The 20,959-nt window shown below is 60.0% G+C and carries 17 protein-coding genes; 9 read left to right on the top strand and 8 right to left on the bottom strand.

The window, feature by feature from the left end; translation table 11 throughout:
- Positions 1–53: 53 nt before the first annotated feature.
- The 3 genes from VCA57_RS09860 to VCA57_RS09850 all read left to right on the top strand — a co-directional run bounded on the left by VCA57_RS09860 (position 54) and on the right by VCA57_RS09850 (position 1,884).
- A complete protein-coding gene (locus VCA57_RS09860) occupies positions 54–524 on the top strand; it encodes a nuclear transport factor 2 family protein (RefSeq protein ID WP_411184812.1) in 471 nt (156 codons plus the stop codon).
- A 37-nt stretch (positions 525–561) separates the two neighbouring features.
- Positions 562–882: a GIY-YIG nuclease family protein gene (locus VCA57_RS09855; protein ID WP_411184810.1), complete on the top strand. Its 321-nt coding sequence runs from the start codon at positions 562–564 to the stop codon at positions 880–882.
- A gap of 66 nt (positions 883–948) precedes the next feature.
- The gene (locus tag VCA57_RS09850) at positions 949–1,884 is read left to right on the top strand and encodes a glutathione S-transferase family protein (RefSeq protein ID WP_411184809.1); all 936 of its coding nucleotides are present in this window, start codon (positions 949–951) and stop codon (positions 1,882–1,884) included.
- A gap of 34 nt (positions 1,885–1,918) precedes the next feature.
- On the opposite strand, the gene VCA57_RS09845 is transcribed toward VCA57_RS09850, so the two are convergent.
- The 4 genes from VCA57_RS09845 to yjeH form a co-directional block, all read right to left on the bottom strand.
- The gene (locus VCA57_RS09845; RefSeq protein WP_411184808.1) at positions 1,919–2,737 is read right to left on the bottom strand and encodes a PPK2 family polyphosphate kinase; all 819 of its coding nucleotides are present in this window, start codon (positions 2,735–2,737) and stop codon (positions 1,919–1,921) included.
- Positions 2,738–2,739: 2 nt separating this feature from the next.
- Positions 2,740–3,747 (bottom strand): nucleoid-associated protein YejK, encoded by a 1,008-nt coding sequence (gene yejK, locus VCA57_RS09840; RefSeq protein WP_411184807.1) that lies wholly within the window; start codon positions 3,745–3,747, stop codon positions 2,740–2,742.
- 36 nt (positions 3,748–3,783) lie between these two features.
- Positions 3,784–5,118 (bottom strand): TAXI family TRAP transporter solute-binding subunit, encoded by a 1,335-nt coding sequence (locus VCA57_RS09835; protein ID WP_411184806.1) that lies wholly within the window; start codon positions 5,116–5,118, stop codon positions 3,784–3,786.
- 121 nt (positions 5,119–5,239) lie between these two features.
- The gene (gene yjeH / locus VCA57_RS09830) at positions 5,240–6,523 is read right to left on the bottom strand and encodes an L-methionine/branched-chain amino acid transporter (RefSeq protein ID WP_411184805.1); all 1,284 of its coding nucleotides are present in this window, start codon (positions 6,521–6,523) and stop codon (positions 5,240–5,242) included.
- A 129-nt stretch (positions 6,524–6,652) separates the two neighbouring features.
- On the opposite strand from yjeH, the gene VCA57_RS09825 reads away from it, so the two are divergent.
- The 4 genes from VCA57_RS09825 to VCA57_RS09810 all read left to right on the top strand — a co-directional run bounded on the left by VCA57_RS09825 (position 6,653) and on the right by VCA57_RS09810 (position 12,627).
- Positions 6,653–7,072, top strand: coding sequence for an Lrp/AsnC family transcriptional regulator (locus VCA57_RS09825; protein ID WP_411184804.1), 420 nt, complete (start codon positions 6,653–6,655; stop codon positions 7,070–7,072).
- 8 nt (positions 7,073–7,080) lie between these two features.
- Positions 7,081–8,301 carry an exonuclease subunit SbcD gene (gene sbcD / locus VCA57_RS09820; RefSeq protein WP_411184950.1) on the top strand — a complete coding sequence of 407 codons (1,221 nt, stop codon included), beginning with the start codon at positions 7,081–7,083 and terminating at the stop codon, positions 8,299–8,301.
- Entirely contained in the window at positions 8,298–11,732 is a 3,435-nt protein-coding gene (locus VCA57_RS09815; RefSeq protein ID WP_411184803.1) for an AAA family ATPase, read from the top strand. The genes sbcD and VCA57_RS09815 overlap by 4 nt, the downstream gene beginning before the upstream one ends.
- Positions 11,733–11,916: 184 nt before the next feature.
- Positions 11,917–12,627 carry a substrate-binding periplasmic protein gene (locus VCA57_RS09810; protein WP_411184802.1) on the top strand — a complete coding sequence of 237 codons (711 nt, stop codon included), beginning with the start codon at positions 11,917–11,919 and terminating at the stop codon, positions 12,625–12,627.
- Between the two features lie 16 nt (positions 12,628–12,643).
- Here the strand turns inward: VCA57_RS09810 and VCA57_RS09805 are convergent, their stop codons facing one another.
- Positions 12,644–13,789, bottom strand: coding sequence for an ABC transporter substrate-binding protein (locus VCA57_RS09805; protein WP_411184801.1), 1,146 nt, complete (start codon positions 13,787–13,789; stop codon positions 12,644–12,646).
- Positions 13,790–13,921: 132 nt separating this feature from the next.
- Entirely contained in the window at positions 13,922–14,719 is a 798-nt protein-coding gene (locus VCA57_RS09800; protein ID WP_411184800.1) for a substrate-binding periplasmic protein, read from the bottom strand.
- Positions 14,720–14,936: 217 nt separating this feature from the next.
- On the opposite strand from VCA57_RS09800, the gene VCA57_RS09795 reads away from it, so the two are divergent.
- Both VCA57_RS09795 and VCA57_RS09790 read left to right on the top strand, forming a co-directional pair.
- Positions 14,937–16,304: a choice-of-anchor I domain-containing protein gene (locus tag VCA57_RS09795; protein ID WP_411184799.1), complete on the top strand. Its 1,368-nt coding sequence runs from the start codon at positions 14,937–14,939 to the stop codon at positions 16,302–16,304.
- A 261-nt stretch (positions 16,305–16,565) separates the two neighbouring features.
- Entirely contained in the window at positions 16,566–17,804 is a 1,239-nt protein-coding gene (locus VCA57_RS09790) for an SLC13 family permease (protein WP_411184798.1), read from the top strand.
- 164 nt (positions 17,805–17,968) lie between these two features.
- Here the strand turns inward: VCA57_RS09790 and rlmF are convergent, their stop codons facing one another.
- Together rlmF and VCA57_RS09780 are read right to left on the bottom strand one after the other, a co-directional pair.
- Complete coding sequence (gene rlmF, locus VCA57_RS09785) at positions 17,969–18,997, bottom strand: 23S rRNA (adenine(1618)-N(6))-methyltransferase RlmF (RefSeq protein WP_411184797.1); 1,029 nt, start codon at positions 18,995–18,997, stop codon at positions 17,969–17,971.
- Positions 18,998–19,105: 108 nt separating this feature from the next.
- The gene (locus VCA57_RS09780; protein ID WP_411184796.1) at positions 19,106–20,935 is read right to left on the bottom strand and encodes an SLC13 family permease; all 1,830 of its coding nucleotides are present in this window, start codon (positions 20,933–20,935) and stop codon (positions 19,106–19,108) included.
- Between the last annotated feature and the right edge of the window lie 24 nt (positions 20,936–20,959).

Raw genomic sequence — 20,959 nt, 5'->3', positions numbered from 1 at the left:
TTCTGGGTTTTTAGGGCAATACTGGCTGCAGTTCCCATACGGAGTTTTGCCCCATGAGCCATCCCAACGCCGAGTTGATTAGCCGTTTCTACCAGGCCTTTCAGCAGCTGGATGCCGAGACCATGGCCAGCTTGTATACCGCTGACGTGCGTTTTAGCGATCCGGTTTTTCCTGATTTGCGCGGTGCGGATGCCGGCGACATGTGGCGCATGCTGTGCACCAAGGCGCAGGATTTTTCGCTGACGTTTACTGACGTAGCCGCAGATGATCACTCCGGGCGAGCACGTTGGGTCGCCACTTATACCTTCAGCCAAACCGGTAACACGGTGGTCAACTACATCGACGCGAGCTTTCGCTTGCGTGACGGCAAGATCTGCGAGCATCACGATCAATTCGATCTATGGCGCTGGTCGCGTCAGGCCTTGGGCGTTAAAGGTTTGTTGCTAGGGTGGGCGCCGTTTGTACAGAACGCCATTCGCCAGCAGGCGGCCAAAGGTTTGGCGGCTTTCCAGAAGAGCCGTTAAGCTCGGTGGCCGTATTTACCGCCTGCCGATTTGACTGATGCCTGAATCCTCAATTGCTGTTGTCGCCCCCGCTGGTAAACCCTGGTTTGTTTACTTGGTGCGGGCGGCTAACGGCGCGCTGTACTGCGGCATCAGCGATGATCCGCACAAGCGCTTTGCCAAGCACCTGAGCGGCAAGGGCGCGCGCTTCTTCCATTCCAGTCCGGCGCAGGCGTTGGTGTATATCGAAACCTGCGCGGGCAAAGGCGATGCGCTGCGCCGCGAGCGGGCGGTCAAGGGCATGAGCAAGTTGGCCAAAGAAGCCCTGGTCGTCAGTGCCGCTGTTATCGCCCCGGTTGATAACGCGCCATCAGGCTAAGCGGGTAGGCCGCCAGCGCCTAGGCGGTTAAGCTGCTGGTCTACCTGAATCCTTGCGGAGCCTGCCATGCATGAGTTGATCCTGCACCATTACCCGACCTCGCCCTTCGCTGAAAAGGCGCGGCTGATGCTTGGTTTCAAGCAGTTGTCCTGGCGCTCGGTGATGATTCCGCCGGTGATGCCCAAACCGGATTTGACTGCCCTGACCGGTGGTTATCGCAAAACCCCGGTGCTGCAAGTAGGTGCTGATATTTACTGCGATACCGCGTTGATCGCCCGCCGCCTGGAGGCCGAAAAGAGTACACCAGCGCTGTTTCCTGAAGGCCAGGCGTTCAATGTCGCCTGCTTCGCGCAATGGGCCGACTCCCAGGTATTTCTGCATGCGGTAAGTCTGGTGTTTCAGCCAGAATCCATCGCCGTGCGCTTCGGCAAGCTGCCGCCGGAGTTTATAAAAACCTTTATTGCGGACCGCTCGACCTTGTTCAACGGCGGGCTGGCCACTCGGGTTCCCTTAGACGTGGCCAAACATCAATGGCCAACACTGATGGCGCGTTTGCAGCAGCAGCTTGAGCGTGAACCTGGTGACTTCCTCTTCGGCGAACCATCGCTGGCGGATATCGCCATGGCCCATCCGCTGTGGTTTTTGCGCGGTACGCCGGTGACTGCGCCACTGGTCGATGACTATCCGGCAGTGGCCAGTTGGTTGGCGCGGGTGCTGGATTTTGGTCACGGTTCTTTCAGCGATATGAGCGGTGAAGAAGCCATCAATATTGCCCGCGAGGCGACTCCGGCTGCGCTGCCGGATCTGGCGCTGGTTGACCCGAATGGTTTTGCCATTGGCCAACAGGTGGCCATTTCCGCCATCGACTATGGGGTTGATGCGGTAGAGGGCGAGTTGGTGTTCAGCGGCACTGAAGAGCTGATCCTGCGCCGCGAAGACCCACGTGCCGGCACTGTGCATGTGCACTTCCCGCGCATGGGCTTTGCTATCAAGGCGTTGTAGGGCTGCGAACAATCGCGGGTAAGCCCGCGATTTTTTATAGCTGTTGTAACGCTTCCGCGCTGAACGGTGGCGGGTTGTCTGGCCAGTCCAGTTGTAGTTGTTCCAACTCGCGGGTCAGCAGGCTGGCGATCAGCCAGTCGCGTAACCAGCGATGGTCGGCTGGGATCACATACCACGGCGCAGCTTCCGTGTGGCTGGCACTCAGTTGCTCGGCCCAGCGCTGCTGGCGCAGATCGAATTCGCGGTAGGACTGCAGATCGCTGCTGTGCAGCTTCCAGCGTTTATGCGGCTGCTCCAGACGCTCCTGTAAGCGTTGCTTTTGTTCGCCTTTGGAAATCTGCAAAAAACACTTCAGTGGCCGAATTGATTCGCTGAGCAAGTGCGCCTCGAAGGCCGCAATCGCCTGCTGGCGTGCGGGCAGTTCGGCGGCGCTGCACAGGCCGTCCAGCGGGTCGCTGATCAGCCCTTCGTAGTAGCTACGGTTGAACACGCCGAGCAGACCAGGCCCTGGCAGACGGCGTTGGTAGCGCCAGAGAAACGCGTGGCGCTGTTCGCAGGCATCAGGTTTTTGAAAGCCTTGAATGCTCACCCCTTGGGGATCGAAACTGCTAATCACTCGGCGGATCACGCCGTCTTTGCCAGAGCAATCGGTGCCTTGCAAGATCAGCAGCAGCGCATTACGGCGGTTGGCCCAGAGCATACGCTGCTGGGTGTTGAGCCAGGGCCGCAGCTCTGCCAGGGCCTGCTGCGATTCCTGCTTGTTGAGGCCGAAGTCGCGTGCCGGATCTTGGCCAAAGGGTGCGCTGGGATCGCAGCGGCAGGCATCCAGCAGGTGGTCTGGCAGGCGTGTCATCGCTAGTTTTTGCGGCGCTTGAGTTGATCGGTCAGCTGCGTCGGCAAGTTGCGGATCACCAGGGTATCGCTGCTTTCGTCATATTCGATCTTCGAACCCAGCAGGTGCGCTTCGAAGCTGATCGACAGGCCTTCGGCACGCCCGGTAAAACGCTGAAACTGGCTGATTGTGCGTTTATCTGCCGGGATTTCCGGTGACAGGCCGTAGTCCTTGTTGCGGATATGGTCGTAAAAGGCTTTCGGTCGTTCTTCGTCGATCAGCCCTGAGAGTTCAGTCAGGGTCATGGGCTCGCCCATCTTGGCTTGACTGCTGGCGTAGCCAACCAGGGTCTTGGTCTTCTCGCGGGCTTGTTCTTCGGGCAGGTCTTCACTTTCCACGAAGTCGCTGAAGGCCTTGAGCAAGGTGCGGGTTTCGCCTGGGCCATCGACGCCTTCCTGGCAGCCGATAAAGTCGCGGAAGTATTCCGAGACCTTTTTGCCGTTCTTGCCTTTGATAAACGAGATGTACTGCTTGGAGTTGGCGTTGTTGCGCCACTCGGAGATGTTGATGCGTGCGGCCAGGTGCAGCTGGCTGAGGTCCAGGTGTTTGGCGGCGGTCACGTCGAGCGTGTCGGTGACGGCCACGCCATCACTGTGATGCAGCAGGGCGATGGCCAGGTAGTCGGTCATGCCTTGCTGGTAATGGGCGAACAGCACATGGCCGCCGGTGGACAGGTTGGATTCTTCCATCAGTTTTTGCAGTTGCTCTACGGCCTGACGGCTGAACGCTGCGAAATCCTCACCTTCATTCAGGTAATGCTTGAGCCAGCCGCTGAACGGGAAGGCCCCGGATTCCTCATGGAAAAACCCCCAGGCCTTGCCCTGCTTGGCGTTATAGCTCTCGTTAAGGTCGGCGAGCATGTTCTCGATCGCCTGTGAGGCCGCCAGCTCGGTATCCCGTGCATGCAATACAGCGGGGGTGCCATCGGGCTTTTTGTCGATCAGGTGGACGATACAGTGGCGGATCGGCATAGCGGCCTCGTGGTACGTGAACGGAAAGCGCGCATGTTACCCGACCTTCGCTGCGGTAGTCGTGCGTCGCTTGTAGGCGATCAGGCGTTCGATCATGTAACGCAGGTGCATGTGCAGTTCATACAGCTCGTTGGAGTAGGACAGCGGCACCTCCACACGGGCGAGCTCGTCTTCGAGTTTTTCCAAACGCTCGATTTCAGCACCGATATCGCTGTCCAGTTGGCCTTTGTACAGCTGTTGGTCGATCTCGCGCAGGTGCTTGTACCAACGGTAGATGCGCGCGCGGATGCGCCACTGGTAGATCGGCCCGATGGCCTTGAAGAGTGGGAACAGCAATACCAGCAACGGAATGGCGAGGATGATGTAGCGGTCGGCCAGTGAGGCGATACGGAAGGGCAGGTAGCGCTGCAGAATCGGCAGGCCCTTGTCGTAGTAGTAATCGGCTTCGCTCAGGGTGTTCAGCGACAGCGGTGGTTTGGCCGGGTAGCTGCCCGCTGGATCAAGCAGGCTGCCGTTTTTCAGCACGGTTTTTGCCGCTTCGAGAATCAGTGGCGTCAGTGACGGGTGGAACTCCTTGCCGGCCACCAGCGTGGCGACTGGGCCAAGGGTGACGATTTTGTGGTCCGGGGTGTTGTGCGCCATGTTGAGCATGCCTTCGCCCACCTGTAACTGGCTCAGGTAAGGCAGGCGCGCCAGGTAGGCTTCGGTCCGGCGCAGGCTGACCAGGTGCACCTTCGGTTCAGCCGCCAGGCGCTGAATTAGCGCGTTTTCCGCTGGGCCGACAAAGAAGGCTGCGTCCAGCTTGCCGTCAATCAGTGCATCGGCGGCGCGACTACCGCCCAGTTGCTGCCAGCTCTCGGGGTACTGCGGCTGGTCGATCTGGTTGGCGGCGAATAGCGCAGCGGTTACCGCTTGGGTGCCGCTGCCTGGCGAGCCGATGGCCAGGCGGAGTTTTAGCAGATCGGCCAGGCGCTCGAACTTGACCTTGTTGCCGAGAAACAGCCACAGCGGTTCGCGGTACATCACACCCAGGCCGCTGAGCTTGTCGCGCGCCTCGTCACTGAGGGTCAGTTCCTGGCCGCTCTGCACCAGCGCCAGCTCCACTTCGCCGCTACCCAGTTTGCTCAGGTTGTCTGCAGAGCCTGCGCTCGGCACGAGTTCCAGGCTGAATCCCTGTAACGCCAGCTCAGCTTGCAGGCGCTCAGCAAACGCGTGGTAACCACCGCCTTCTGCACCCGTGGCCATGCGCGCGTGCATCGGCGGTGGTGGCGCAACAAAGTAGAAAAGTGCACCAACCAGGCCGGCGATTACGGGCACGAGCCAGAGGTTGGTAAGAATAAGGATTTTCAGGTCACGGAGAATGCGGCGCATGGTCAGTCCTTGTCATTACATGGGCTGAGGATAGCCGCAATAAGCGGCCAAGCTAAATGCCCTGTCCGGTGGGTTACGGCGCCACTGACCATGGGTACGCCGCTAGTCCGTGTCCATGCGCCTAACCCACCCTACGTATTACCTGCCCTGTAGCTAGCCGGCTGTTGCGCTGCTCGCGCCAACGGTCTAGTAGACCGAGCGCCAGGAGCAAGGCCAGGGCATAGCCGGCATCCATGCCGAGCATCAGCAATACCAAGCTGCACAGCAGCGCGCTGAATGCCGCCAGCCAGCGCCATATACCGCGCAGGAGCACCCAGCCGGCGGCCATGCTCAGCAGATAGATCAGGACAAAGTTGCCGTTGGCGTAGCGGATCAGGTCATCCACCGTCAGGTTAAACAGGGCAGCCAGGCTGGCGCACAGGGCGCAGCTCACTACCACCAGCAGCAGGGCGCGGGCAGGCACGCCGTGATGGTTGCGCTGGGCTAGGCTAGTCGGCAGTTTGCCTTCGTCAGCCAGGCTCCATATCAACCGGGCAAAGCCTTGCATATAGACGTTCATCGAGGCGAAGCAGGCCAGGTAACCGACAGTCGCCGCCAGCCAGCGGGCTTTTTCGCCCAGTAGCAGGTCGAGCAGGCGCGGTAGCGAGGCGGCGTCGGTTTGTACGTCGCCGTAGGCATGGAAGCTCAATACCGCGACCGAGCACGCCCAGTACACCAGGCCGGCGAGTAGTACGCCGAACAGCAGGGCGAGGGGGAAGTCGCGCTCGGCGTTCTTGAACTCCTCGCCCATATGGGTAAAAGCCTCGATGCCGACAAAACACCAGAACATCACCCCCAGCGCTGCCGGCAGCAGGTGCCAAGAGCCGCTGATCGTGGGCAGTAGCGGCTGGTTGTTGCTGGGTAGATCGCCAACCCACCAGATCAGCGCGATGGTGCCGATAATCGCCACGGCGATAGCGCCCTGGATCAAGCCGGAGGCCTTGGCCGGGCGTTGGCCAAGCAACAGGATCGCGGCCAGGGTGGCCAGTTGAATGATCAGTGCTTGTCCGCTACTTAGCTCGAATAGCGCCTGCCAGAAGCCGCTGGCGATACTCAGCGCTGCCGGCAAACCTACCGGTAGCACGGCGAGGAACAGCCATGCACTGATGCGCTCCATGCGTGAGCCAAAGGCACGGCCAATCAAGTGTGGTGCGCCGCCAGCATGGGGAAAGCGACGGCCTAGTTGAGCAAAGGTAAACGCCACTGGCAGCACCAAGGCAATCAGCAGCATCCAGGCCCATAACGAAGCTTCGCCCGCTGCCGTTGCTGCTAGTGCAGGGATGACGAAAATTCCGGTGCCAAGCAGTGAGGTGCTCAGCAGGCCAATCCCTTGCAGTAGGCCCAGTTCCTGGTTCAGACGACTCATGTTGTATGCTCTGTTGTTTTGCCGGCTATGGTAGGGCTAAGCCCTGCAAAGCGCCGCTGTAGAAGCGTCGGCGTTATCCGGCAAAGTGACGGAATTAGCCGTCGAATTACCTTTTTCTGAGAAAGCCCCGTGGACAAGTTTGATCAGCAAATACTCGCTCTGTTGCGTGCCGATGCGCGCTTACCCGTCAGCCAGATTGCGCGCGAGGTTAGCCTGTCACGCTCGGCGGTCAGTGAGCGCATTCGTCAGTTGGAAGAGGGCGGTGTGATCAGTGGCTATCACGCTCAGGTCGCGACGCCGGGCGAGGCGGCGATCAAGGTCTATCTGGAACTGTTCTATAGCGGTGGTCGTTGCGAACACTACGTCGAGTTGATGCGGGTGTTCCCGGAAGTACGCCGTTGCAGTGGCATTAGCGGTGAGACCGACTTGCTGGTGTATATCGAAGCGCCATCAATGCTGCGCTTCAGCGAAGTGCGTGGCGAGATCGAAAACTTCCCCGGCATGCAGAAGGTGAAAACCCATATGGTGGTTAAGGATTGGCAGTTTTGACTCAGCCCATACGTATTCTGCACACCTCTGACTGGCATCTCGGCCAGCACTTTATGGGCAAGACCCGCCAGGCCGAGCACCAGGCCTTTTGCGCTTGGCTGATCGAGCAGGTGCGCGAGCAGGCGGTGGATGCCGTGCTGATCGCTGGTGATATTTTCGACACCGGCGCGCCGCCCAGTTATGCCCGCGAGCAGTACAACCGCTTTATCGTCGAGCTGCGCGCCAGCGGCTGTGAACTGGTGGTGCTGGGTGGCAATCATGATTCGGTGGCCATGCTCGGTGAAAGCCAAACCCTGCTGGCGCAGCTCGGCACGCGGGTAATTCCCGGTGTCTGTGAGCAGCTTGAGGAACAATTGCTGGTGCTGCATACGCGTGATGGTGCGCCAGGGGCGATTCTTTGCGGCATCCCCTTTATTCGCCCGCGCGATGTGTTGCTCAGCCAGGCCGGGCAGAGCGCCCAGGATAAGCAGCAGTCGCTGCAGCAGGCGATTCAACAGCACTACCAGGATTTGTATGCCCTGGCGATCGCCAAACGCGCCGAGCTAGGCGACGAGCTGCCGATTATCGCCACCGGCCACCTGACTACTGTGGGTGCCAGTGCCAGCGATTCGGTGCGTGAAATTTACGTCGGCAGTCTGGAGGCGTTTCCCACCAGCGCCTTCCCGCCGGCCGCCTACATCGCCTTGGGGCATATCCACCGGCCGCAGAAGGTCGGTGGCCTGGAGCATATCCGCTACTGCGGCTCGCCGATCCCACTGAGCTTTGATGAAGCCAAGCAGCAGAAGGAAGTGTTGCTGGTGCAGTTGGATGGCAACGGTCTGAGCCAGATCACCGCGCTGCCGGTGCCGCGTTTTCAGCCGTTGTTGTCGCTGCGTGGTTCGCTGAAAGAGCTAGACGTACAGATTAAACAAGCCGCCGAGCAAGGCAGTGCTAAGCAGCCGGTTTGGCTGGAGGTGATGGTTGGCACCGACGATTACCTGAGTGACTTGCAACAGCGCATCGCCGCGATGTGTGAGGGCTTGCCGGTGGAGGTGCTGCGTATCCGCCGCGAGCGCGGCAATTCCAGCGCCAGCCTGCAGGGCCAGGCCAGGGAAACCCTGGATGAATTGAGTGTGGAGGATGTGTTTGCCCAGCGCTTGAGCAGCGAAAGCCTGGATGACGCCGAGCAGGCGCAACTGTTGGGGTTGTATCAGCAGGTGGTGAGTGAGTTGCGTGAGGGCGAGGCATGAAGATTCTTAGTCTGCGCCTGAAAAACCTCAACTCGCTCAAGGGCGAATGGAAGATCGATTTTACTGCCGAGCCGTTCAAGGACAACGGCCTGTTCGCCATTACCGGGCCGACCGGGGCGGGCAAGACCACGCTGCTCGATGCCATCTGCCTGGCGTTGTATCACCGCACGCCGCGTATGAGCACGGTGTCGGCCAGTGCCAACGAGCTGATGAGCCGGCACACCACCGATTGCCTGGCCGAGGTCGAGTTTGAGGTCAAGGGCGTCGGTTACCGCGCCTTCTGGAGCCAGCGCCGCGCCCGCGATAAGGCTGATGGTGCGCTGCAAGCACCCAAGGTTGAGTTGGCGTGTGCCGATGGGCAGATCATCACTGACAAGATCAACGAAAAACTGCGCGAAACCGAGCGCCTGACCGGCCTGGATTTCGAACGCTTTACCAAATCCATGCTGTTGGCCCAGGGCGGGTTTGCGGCGTTTCTTGAGGCCAATGCCAATCAGCGCGCTGAGTTGCTGGAAGAGCTGACCGGCACCGATATCTACGGGCAGATTTCTCAGCGCGTGTTTGAGCAGACCCGCGCGGTTAAGAACGAGCTGGAGCAACTCAGCGCCAAGGCATCGGGTATCGAGTTGCTGAGTGAGGAGCAACGCCAGCAGTTACGCGATGACGCCAGCCTACTGAGTGAACAGGAGGCGGCCCTCAACCAGCAGCAGCAAGATTGCCAGCAGCAACGCCAGCATGCGCTCGACCTGGCCAAAGCCCACAGCCACCATCAGCAGGCCGAGGCACAGGCGCAACAGGCACAGCAAGCCTGGCGGGCTGCCCAAGAGCCGCTGCAAGCACTCGCGGCGTGCGCCCCCGCGCTGAAACTACAGCCCGCGCATCAGGCCTGGCAGCACGCTCAGCAACTGCTCGCGCAGCGTCAGGTTGAACTGCAGCGCAATACCAGTGCCCAGCAGCAGGCGCAGGAGCAGGTGACGCAGCAGTTGTGGCAGGCCAGCCAGCTTAGCCAGCAACTGGTGGCGGCCAGGCAGGCCACCATTACTCAGCTCAGTGACCAGCAGCAGGCGGTGCAAGCGCAACTGGCTCAGCACCCGCAGCGCGCTCAGCTGGGGGCGCAATTGGGTGTTTGGCGCGAGCAGTTCGTCGCGCGCCAACAGTTGGCTGTGGCCGTGGCCGAACAGCTGGCCCGGCAGCGGCAGCAACGAGCGGCTGGCGTGCAGTTGGCAGAGCAACAGCAGCAATTGCACGCGCAATTGGCGCAGGCGGATACGGCGCTGGTTAGCGCGCAGGACCGCGAGCGTGACCAGCAATCGCAGCTGGAACAACTGTTGGCCGGGGAGCCGGAAGCGACCTTGCACGCGCACTGGCAGCGCTTGCTGGAACAGGGGCATGGGTTGCAGCGTCTGGAGCAAATTGCCCAACGCCGGCAGGAACTGAGCAAGCAGGCGGGGCAATTGAGCGATGCCTTGCAGGTGCAAACGCAGCAAAAAACCATCCAGGAGCAGGCTCTGCTGAGCTTGCGTGAGCAGTACCGCGATGTGCAGCAACAGGTGCGCGACAAGGAAACCCTGTTGTTGCAGGAGCAACGCATTCAGGCCCTGGAACAGTACCGCGAGCAATTGCAGCCCGAGCAGGCCTGTCCGCTTTGCGGCTCCTTGGATCACCCAGCGATAACGGCGTATCAAACGTTGGATAGCTCGGCCACTGCGGCCGCATTAGAGTTCAAGCGCGAGCAGTTGCAAGCCCTGGCTGAGCAAGGCGAAAGCCTGCGCAGCGACGTCGCTACCTTGAGTGAGCGCATCGAGCAACAACAGCTGCAAGCACAGCGCGTAGAGCAGGAGCGTCAGCAACAGACTGAGCTATGGCAGCAGCAAACCGCGTTGCTTGGCCAGCCGCTGGCCGATGCCGCCGCGCTCAAGGCCGCACTGCATACACACGCCGAGCAGGTGCAGCAGTTGCAGGCGCGTCTGGCGCAACTCGAACTGCTTAAAGTTGCCGTGGACAGCGCCCGTGCGGCCAGCCAGCAGGCGGAGAAAACCCAGCAACAACGGCGCGCCGATCAGGCCGTGCTGCTCAATCAGCAGGCGCACCAGCAGAGCCTGCAACAGAGCATCGACAGCCAGTTGCAGCACCTGCAACAGCAACAGCAACAACAGCAGGAGCAGCTCGCGGCCGCCTTGTCCGAGTTTGACTACAGCCTGCCGGAACAGGGCGAAGACTGGCTGCAGCAGCGCGAGCAGGAGTGGGCGCACTGGCAGCAGGATCAGCAACTGCTACATGAACTGCAAGAGCGCCTGCGCGATGAGCAGCACGGCCTGAGCAGCAGCCAGGAGGTGGCCGAGCTCTGGCAGCAGCGTCTGCATCAGCAAGTGCTGCCCGCTTTGCCGGCTCTACCGCCGGTCGCCGATGCCCGTGAGCGCTTGGCGGCTGCCCAGCAAGGCTACGATGACGCAGTGCAGACCGTCAGTGCTTTGCAGGGCAAGCAGCAAACCCTCGGCGAGTTGCTGAGTCAGGCGCAAACGGCTCTGGATCAGCAACAACAGGCGTGGGACGCAGCGCTAGCCCTTAGCCCCTTTGCCGATGAAGCGACTTATCAGGCGGCGTTACTCAGTGATGAGCAACAGGCGCAACTGAGCTCCCTCAAGGAGCGCTTGGAAAAAGCCCTGACCGAAGCGCAAGCGTTGCAGCTGTCCAGTGCACAACAGCTGGCGCAGTTGCAGGCGTTGCCGCATAACGCGTTGAGCCTTGAACAGCTGGAGCAGCAGTTGCAAGAACTGAGCGCGCAATTGCGTGGGCTGAGCCAGCGTCAGGGGGAAATCCGCGCCCAGCTCACGGGGGATGAGGAGCGTCGCCAGGGCCAGCAAAGCCTGTTCGCCGCCATCAGCGCCAAGCAGGGCGAGTACGACCTGTGGCAGCAACTCAACAGCCTGATTGGCTCGGCCGATGGCGCTAAATACCGCAAGTTTGCTCAGGGCCTGACCCTTGATCACCTGGTCTATCTGGCCAATCAGCAACTCGAACGCTTGCACGGTCGTTACCAACTGGCACGTCGCAGCAGCGGCGAATTGGAACTGGAGGTGCTCGATACATGGCAGGCGGATGCCGCCCGTGACACGCGCACCCTGTCTGGAGGCGAGAGTTTCCTGGTTAGTCTGGCTTTGGCCTTGGCACTGTCTGATCTGGTCAGTCACAAGACCAGCATTGACTCACTGTTTCTTGATGAGGGCTTCGGCACCCTCGACGGCGAAACCCTAGAGGTGGCGCTGGACGCTCTAGACAACCTCAACGCCAGCGGCAAGATGATCGGCGTGATTAGCCATGTGGCGGCGCTCAAAGAGCGCATTCCGGTACAGCTGAAAGTGCACAAATCGGTCGGTATGGGCTACAGCACGCTGGACCGGCGTTTTGCGCTCAACACTGGCAGAGATTGATTTACCGCAGGGCTTCCCGTACATGCTTACCTATACTGCGTAGCGATGCGTTTTAGTCACTGCGGTATCGGTACATATCGAGGTATGTCTTGGAGCGTTGCATTTGATCAGAGCGTTGTGCGGTTTGCTGTGTTGCTGCTGTCTGGCGAGCAATGCCATAGCAGCCCCTATTTTGGGGCAGGCTTTGACGCTGTGTTATGAAGATCAGAACTCCTACCCGTGGGTCATGACCGACGGCAGCGGGCTCAACTTGCAGCTACTGCACTTGGTTGCCAGTGCTCAGCACATTCAACTCAGCCTCGTTGCGGTACCTTGGAAGCGCTGCCTGGCGGGGCTTGCGCAGGGTGTCTATGACGGTGCCTTTGCCGCCAGCTTCAAGGCGGAACGTTTGAGTTTGGGGCGCTATCCACTGGATGCCGATGGCCGGCTGGATGAGCGCAAGCGTTTGCACACCTCAACTTATGCCCTTTACCGGCGCAAGGGCAGTACGGTCAGTTGGAATGGCCAGGAATTTCGCCAGTTGCATGGGCGTATTGGCTCGTTGAGCGGTTTCTCGATCAGTGACTTTATCCGGGCGCAGGGCGCAGAGGTGGATGAGACCAATCGTGACCCCGTGGCACTGCTGCGCATGCTTAGTCATAAGCGTATCGAGGCCGCCGCCTTGCAGAGCCTACGAGGCGATTTTGTCCTGCTGGCTAATCCGGACTTGGCGGCGCAGTTGGAGAAGTTGGAGCTGCCGTTAGAGGACAAGGCCTACTACCTGATGCTGTCCAATGGGTATGTCGCCGCTCACCCGCAGCAGGCCAGTGAGCTTTGGGATGAGATAGAGCGCCAGCGTGAGTCGACGGTGTATCAACAGCAGGTGCAGGCGTTCCTCGCCCGTGCGCAACCTTGATAGCAGTGCGCGTGGTTTAGTCGCGCATCTTGTCTACGGTGATAGCCTGGCCATTTTCTACCCGAGTTAGGAACACAGCCTCGGAACCTTGATGATCGGTGCGCGAGAAGCGCACTTTAAAGCCGCCTAGATCGCTGTCGGTATGCTCCAGTGCGTCGATAAAACGCTCGCGGGTTGGTGCCTTGCCGGCATTGCGCAGGGCCTGGACAAACACCATTGCACCGATATAGCCCTCCAGCGACGCATGGCTGATGTTCTGCGGGTCGACGTCGGCCTGGTAGTTCTGGACCAGTTTGAGCGATCGGTCATGCGGCGATGGCACGACTTGGCTGATGTAGACACCGTTCGCGTCGCTGCCGGCTTCGCGGATAAATTCTTCCGTGCCGATAAATGACACCGTGATAAAGCGCGTTTTCAGGCCAACGGCTTTGGCCTTTTTAATCGCCGCTGCCAGTTGTCGGTGGGTGCCAACAAAGAACACCGCCTGCGGTTGCGTGCTACGCAAGGTTTCGATGGCTTTGTCGACCTCCAGTGAGTTGCGCTGGATTCGCGTTTGCGCGTCAATCTGCAAACCGCGTTTGTGCAGGGCTCCGCTTAGCCCGCTTTTTACCGCCTCGCCGAAGGAGTCGTCCTGCATCAGGATGGCGATACGTTGCAGGCCAAGGTCTTCAGTCGCGTGCTGAACCAGGCGCTCGGCTTCCTCAATATATGAGGCGCGAATGTTGAAAACCTCAGGCTTGGCCGGTGTGCGCAGAAATTCCGCGCCGGTGAGTGGAAACAGGTAGAGCATCTGAGCTTGCTGGGCAATTGGCAGTGCGGCTCTCGATGTGGGTGTGCCGACATAGCCAAGCAAGGCAAATATCTTGTGCGTTTTCACCAGCAGACGAGTCTGTTCGGCGGTGCGTTCGGGCTCGTAGCCGTCATCCATGTTGATCAGTACCAGCTTGCGACCGTGCACACCGCCGGCGGCGTTGATCCGCGCAAAGTAGCCAAGGACCCCGCTGTGCATGCCTAGGCCGAGGTCGGCAGCTGGGCCGCTCTGGGCGTTGACCATGCCTACGCGAAGCTCTGTCGCGCTAACGCCATTTTCTGCTGTGGCCGCGAAGGGCGACAGCAGAAGACAGGTGACAGCAAGGCTGTGCAGCAGCTGTCGGAGTGTCATCCGTGGGTTCCTCGGCATAAGCAATGGTCGCGTCTGGGGGCGGCCGCTGAGCGGTTGTTATTGTGGGTACATATCAGGAGCAGCGGCATTGGTATCTCTGGAACACTGTAGTCCGTTATGGGGAAAGGGTTTCTACTCTTGCGCATTGGGTGTGCTGGCTACCGGCTCAGGCTGGTATTTACCCTGCTGCAAGTCGTCGAAATAGCGCTGGTAACGCCCATTGTCGCGGTAGAGCTGCAAGCGTTTGTTGAAGCGCTTGAGCAATGCCGGGCTGCCCGCCAGGCTTTTAGGCAGCATCAAGTAGCTGGCGTTAGTTAGCAGCGGCTTCGGATTATGGGTGATACGTGCCTGATCCGCTGCACTGAAATGGCTGCGCAGTGCGGCATAGCCGACATGAATTTCCTGTGGGTAGAGAACCACTCGCTCTTTGAGTAACTTCTCGAAGTTCTGCATGTCCGTGGAGACACGCTCCATCTTCACTTTGTGCTGGGCGAGAAACGTATCGAAGGCTGGGCCGTAGCTGTACTCCAGGCCGCCGCCGAGGTTCATGCCGGTTAGGTCATCAAAGCTCTGCCAGTCGAAGGGCAGGCTTTTCAGGTGAAAGAACACGAACTGCTCGTTCAGTAGTGGTGCACTGAAGAGGAAGTCCGCCTCGCGCTCAGTTTTGTGCATCCACACTGCCGTGGCATCGAAGCGGCCAGCCGCAGCAGCCGAATAGGCGCGTGGCCAGGGCAGAAACTGGAAGCTGACACGGTAACCTTCATCGGCCAACAGGTCGCTGATCAGGTGAGCAATCACGCCGTTGTGCTTCAGATCGCTGGACAGATAGGGCGGCCAATCACCGAGGCTTATTTTCAGCTCTGGCTGTTCGTAGGCTTGTGCGGCTAGCGCCAACAGCAAGCACACGGCGACGAGCAGGCTTTTCAACATCATTGATCGACCTCTAACTCCAGCGGGCTGTCTATTCCGGCATGTTCACCCGTTAGTAATAGCATTGTGTTGCTTGTGAATGCATCCCGTGGTGCCGGGCGGATGGTCGCGGCGTCGTAGGTTAAACGTCTTCAATTCTTCATCAAAGCGTCATCTTGCGGGTTAAGACTGCTGCGGATTTGTTCAATTCCCATGTCTTTGCATAAGGATAGTTGCTGTGCTGCGAATCCCGGCTTTATGTGCACTCTTTGCCTTGGCGCCACTGGCTTCGGCCCTTGAGCTGAAACCCCTGGCGCTTTACCAGAGCGGTTTTGCCGCCGGTACTGAAATTGTTAGCGTGCAGGCCACGAGTATGCGCGTTGCTGTGTCCAATAGTGCCGAAGGCCTGGTGGATATTTTGCAGCTAGATCCTGCCAAGGGGCTTGAGCGTATCGCCCGGCATAAGCTGGTGGCTGAAGGCGCGGGGGAAATTACCTCGGTGGCGTTTCACCCGCGTGAAGATATCTTCGCCGTCTGCGTGCGCGACAGCGACGGGCTGAAGAGTGGTCACGTCGAGTTTCGTGCAGCGGCTGATGGTTCGCTGCTGAAGTCAGTCGAGATCGGTATCTGGCCGGACAGTGTGGCGTTTTCACCGAACGGTGATTTCGTTGTAGTAGCCAACGAAGGTGAGGGTTACGTACGTGATGGCGAGGGCTTCCGTAGCGGCGAAGGCTCGATCAGCTTGATTGATTTGCGTGGCGGCGTGACAGCGGCCAAGCACACCTTAATCAAACTGCCGGATCTGGCAGGTGTTGAAGGCGCGACCCAGAAGGAGCATCAACGTCTGCTGGAACGGGTGATTGATGGTGAGGAGTTGAAGGTTCCTTTCGGTACCAGCCCCGAACATATCGAGCCGGAATACGTGATTTTCAGCCCGGATGGCGCGCGCGCCTATGTCAGCCTGCAGGAAAACAACGCCATCGCAGTGGTCGATGTACTGCAAGGCAAGTTGGATAAAGTCTTTGGCTTGGGCACCGTGCGCCATGCTGCGGATATTGTTGATGATGGCAAATACGATCCTAGTGCCGAGCTGTTCGCCTTGCGCGAGCCGGATGCCCTGGCAGTGAGCGCCGATGGCCGTTACCTGATCAGCGCCGATGAAGGTGATAGCGATCCGAAAATCGCTAAGACCAAGCCCGGCCTGCCCAGTGGTGGTGGCCGCACGGTCAGTGTATTCGATGCTCTGAGCGGCAAGCTGCTCGGTGATACCGCCAGCCAGTTGGACGATAAAGCCGCCGAGGCCGGTGTTTATCCGGATGCGCGCAGCCCTAACAAAGGCAGCGAGCCGGAAGGTGTGGTCAGCTTCGATGCTTTTGGCAAACGCATCGCCGTGGCCACCCTGGAACGCGCCGATTCCCTGGCGCTGATTGATCTCGATCAGCCGGCACAGCCTAAGGTGCTGCAGGTAATTGGCGCCGGCGAGGGCGCGGGTTCTGGCTTGCTAGCACCGGAAGGCTTGGCCCATGTCGAGCAGAACGGTCGGCACTTTCTGGTTACTGGCCTGGAGAAGAGCGGTAACGTCGCACTATTCGAGCTGGTTAAGTAACAAGCCTGTTGCCGGCCAGATGCAGTGCTTGATCTGGTCGGCCGTTTAGGTCGCTCTCGTGACCGCAAGGCTGTGCCGTACTGTGACCTACGTTGACAGGTAGCGGATCCCGAACCGTTGTTGAGCCGGCCAATTGTGCCGGCTTTTTCATGGCTGCTAGTTCCCCGCGTTATCCCCCGTTAGCAGGCGGCGTAGGTTGTTTTAAAACGGCCTGCTAGAGTGCGGCAGCGCAATCGGGCGGATAACAAGGGATGGCGAGGCATGACCTTCTGGGTTGTTGCAATTTTGTTCATATTGACCTACCTGGGCATGGCCGCTGGTGGTATTCGCGGCTTACGTGTCGACCGCAGTTGGATTGCCGGTTGCGCGGCGGTGTTATTGCTTGTTAGCGGTGCGCAGACACCCGCCGTAGCGGCCAGCCATCTGGATGCCGGTGCGCTGTTGCTGTTGTTTGCGTTGATGCTTATCTCGGCACAATTCGATTTTTCCGGCGTGTACAGCTGGCTCAACCAGAGCCTCAGCCTCTCTGCCGAGCGGCCCGCATTGTTGCTGCTCGGGGTGGTGCTGTTAGGGGGTGTGCTTTCGGCGCTGCTGGTGAATGACATTGTCGCCTTTGCCCTGACCCCGCTGCTCTGCCATAGCTTGCTTGCGCGTGGTCTTGATCCGCGGCCCTTTCTTCTGGCCCTGGCGTTGTCGTGCAATGCCGGGTCAAGCGCTAGCTTGATAGGTAATCCGCAGAACATCTTGATCGGCCAGGCCGGCGGCTTGGATTTTTGGTCATACACTTGGATTGCCGGGCCTCCTGCGCTGGCGGCGTTGGCCATTACCTACCTGGTGATTTGGCTGCAATGGCGTAAGCGGTGGGGGGTGGCCAAACCAGCGCTTCAGGAAGAAACCCCGGTGCAGCATATCTATGGGGCGCGTAGTTATCTCAAACCCATACTCGCCAGCCTGGTGTTGATTGGGCTGTTTTCCACCAGCATGCCGCGCGAGCTTTCCGCCCTGCTGATTGCCGTGCTGGTGATGATCTCGCGCCGAGTGGATAGCCGCGATTATGTGCAGAAGGTCGATTGGAACCTGTTGCTGCTGTTTGTCGGGCTGTTTGTGGTGACTGGTGCGGCGATGGACCTGCCGCAGGTAGCCGCAGTGGCCAGGCAACTGGCCGAGCTGGGCCTGCTGCCCCATGGGGTGATTTCCCTGGCAAGCCTGTCGTTGCTGGGCGGCAACCTGATCGGCAATGTGCCCTACGTGATGTTGCTGTTGGGCGTATTGCCCGATGCTAGCGAGAGCTTGTTGGTGGGGTTGGCGATCATGTCGACGCTGGCCGGCAACCTGCTGCTGATCGGCAGTGTGGTCAATTTGATCGTCGCCGAAAGCGCAGGGCGTCAAGGTGTGCCGTTAGGCTTTGTCGACTTCGCTCGTAGTGGTTTCCCCGTTACCTTGTTAAGCATCAGCCTGGCAGGGCTATGGCTGGTGTTGGGCGGCTGGTTGCCCTGGTAGGTGTAACCCCTAGCCCGGATGCAATCCGGGGCGCTTTGCTTGTTGTAAGATCCGCTCGCGGATTGCATCCGGGCTACGTTCTGAGACTTAGGCGCGGCGTAACCCTTCACGGGCACCTAGGCGGCATGGGTATCGCTGCGCTCAACCCACCCTACGACTACGACTTACTTCCAGCGCTCTTTGCGCCAAGCCTGTTGCTGTTCCGGCGTCAGGAAGGTCCAGGCAACAAAGCGGCTCTGTTTTTGGCCTTGGGCCATTTCCACGGTTTTTACCTGTAGCGCGCCAGCCTTTTTCAGCGCGCTGTAAACGCCCGGCAGGTTGCCGGCCTTGGAGATCAGGCTGCTAAACCACAGCACCTGTTGGCCGACTTCGGCACTTTCCCTTATCAACTGGCTGACAAACGCCGCTTCGCCACCCTTGCACCACAACTCTGCCGCCTGACCGCCGAAGTTCAGTACCGGTAGTTTGCGCTTGGGGTCGAGCTTGCCCAGGTTGCGCCATTTACGCTTGCTGCCGCTGCTGGCTTCCTCTGCGCTGGCGTGGAAGGGTGGATTGCACAGGGTTAGATCAAAGCGCTCAGTGCTGCGCAGCAGGCCCTGGAAGATATGTGTGCTGTCGTTCTGCTGGCGCAGTTCGATCGCCTCACTCAGCCCCGGGTTGGCCTGCACGATGGTCTTGGCTGAGGCAATGGCGCTGGCGGCAATATCGGAGCCGAGGAAGTGCCAGGCGTATTCGCGGTTACCCAGCAGCGGGTAGATGCAGTTGGCACCAACGCCGACATCCAGTGCGCGCACCTTGGCGCCACGGGGGATTTCGCCGGCGTTACTGCTCGCCAGTAGGTCGGCCAGGTAATGCAGGTAATCGGCACGGCCAGGGATCGGTGGACACAGATAATCCGCCGGAATATCCCAATGATTGATGCCGTAAAACTGTTTCAGCAGCGCCCGATTAAACACTTTGACGGCTGCCGGGTTGGCGAAGTCGATGCTCTCTTTGCCATACGGATTGAGGATCACAAAGCTTGCCAGTTCCGGACTGGCCTTGGTCAGCACGGGGAAGTCATAACGCCCCTGATGACGATTGCGCGGGTGCAATTGGCCCTTGGCTGCATCTGGTTTGGCTGCGGCAGGCTTGCTGGCAGCAGGGCGCGGCTCTGCGGGGTTACGGCTGGGGCGTTTCGGCGGCAGGGACATGGCAGGCAGATCGCAGGCTTGGGGCGCGGGATTTTCCCACAGCTGGCGCGCGGCTGCAGGATATTCCGTCAGCAGCTGTTGGCGATCTGCTGCGTGTCGGTGCTGGCGCTAGAGTGGGAACAACCAGGGCACCATCAGCACGCTGACCAGCATCACCAGCAGAGTAAAGGGCACCCCAATACGCACAAAGTCGCCAAAGCGGTACTGGCCGGGGCCGAGCACCAGGGTATTCACCGGCGAGGAAATGGGTGTCATAAAGGCTGCCGAAGCTGCCAGGGCGACGGTTAGCGCAAAGGGGTAGGGCGAGGCATTCAGCGCTTGTGCCGTGGCAATGGCCACCGGGGCCATCAACACCGCTGTGGCCGTATTGGAGATAAACAGGCCGATCAACGCTGTAACGCTGAATAGACAGGCTAGGAGGAGTCGGGGGTTCGCTTCACCCAACAGGCTGACCAGGCCGTTGACTGCCAGGTCGACGCCGCCGGTTTTTTGTAGGGCGTGCGCAAAGGGCAGCATGCCGACAATCAGCAGCAGCGTAGGCCAGTGAATCGCCCGGTAGGCGCTGTCCATATCGATGCAGCGGAATGCCCCCATCAGCAGGCAGCCGATCAGCGCCGCCATAACGTTAGGCACCAGGCCACTGACCATCAGGCCGACCATAATCCCCAGGCTGAGCAAGGCATAAGGTGCCTTGCGCGCAGCAGGTGCGACCTCGGCCACCTCGGCAGGCAGGCTGAGCACCAGGAAATCGCGGTTCTGTCCTTGTAGGCGGTAGATGTCCTTCCAGTCGCCGGCCACCAGTAGGCAGTCCGAGGCTTTGAGCTTCTCGTCCACCAGTACGCCCTCCAGCGCTTGGCCTTGGCGGCGCAGGCCGACTACGTTGAGTTTGTGCCGCGAGCGAAAGCCCAACTCTTGAATGGTCTTCCCCGGCAGCTGCGACTCCGGTGGTAGCGCCACTTCGGCCATGCCCAAGACGTGGGCGTGCAAGCTGAAGTAGGAACTCGCCAGTTGCATGGGCTCCAGACCCAGTACCTGGTAAGTACCCAGCAGGCCAATGGTGGGGCTGGCGATGTCCACGAGTAGTACGTCGCCAGGTTCCAGCAGGGTGTTTCCGCTAGCGACCAGAAGCAGGGTGCGCAGGCGTTGCCGGCGCTCGACGGCGATCACGTTGATGCCATGGTCGCGGCGCAGCGTCAGCTCGTTGAGCACTTGATTGGCCAGCGGCGAATCGCTGCGTAGTTTTAGGCGGCGTTCGCGGCCGCTCAGTTGGTAACGCTCGGCCAAGTCGGCCAGGGTCAGGCGCGGCAGCTTGTCTTGGTCGCTGGTGTCTTCGCGCACGAGCCAATGCCGTATCAGCAGCATGTAGCCGATACCCAGTACCAGCACAACCAGGCCGATTGGGGTGAAGGCGAAAAAGTTAAAACCATCCAGGCCGGCGCGGCGCAGTTCGGCGTGCACCACCATGTTGGGTGGCGTGGCCACCAGGGTAAGCATGCCGCTGATCAGTCCGGCGAAGGCCAGAGGCATCATCAGTCGGCCAGGGGCGATGCGCAGGCGCGCTGCCACGCCCAGCACAACAGGGATAAATATCGCCACCACGCCTGTGGAACTCATTATCGAACCGAGGCCGGCGACCGCAAGCATCAGCAGGATCAGCAGGCGCGTTTCGCTGCTACCGGCCTTGGCCACCAGCCAGTCACCCAAGCGATAGGCGACGCCGGTACGTACCAGTCCGTCACCGATCACGAACAACGCTGCAATAAGAACCACGCTGGGATCGCTGAACCCGGCCAGGGTTTGCTGGATGTCGAGCACCCCGCACAGCGGCAACGCCAGGATCAGTAGCAGAGCGACCACGTCCATGCGTGGCTTGCCAATAACGAACAGGGTAACGGCACCGGCTAGCAGGCCAAGCACCCAGAGCAACTCGGGGTTCATCGCAACATCCGTGACAAATGGAAG

The sequence above is a fragment of the Pseudomonas sp. genome, from assembly GCF_046581935.1.
Classification (GTDB): domain Bacteria; phylum Pseudomonadota; class Gammaproteobacteria; order Pseudomonadales; family Pseudomonadaceae; genus Aquipseudomonas.
This window is presented reverse-complemented; position numbering and strand designations above follow the sequence as displayed.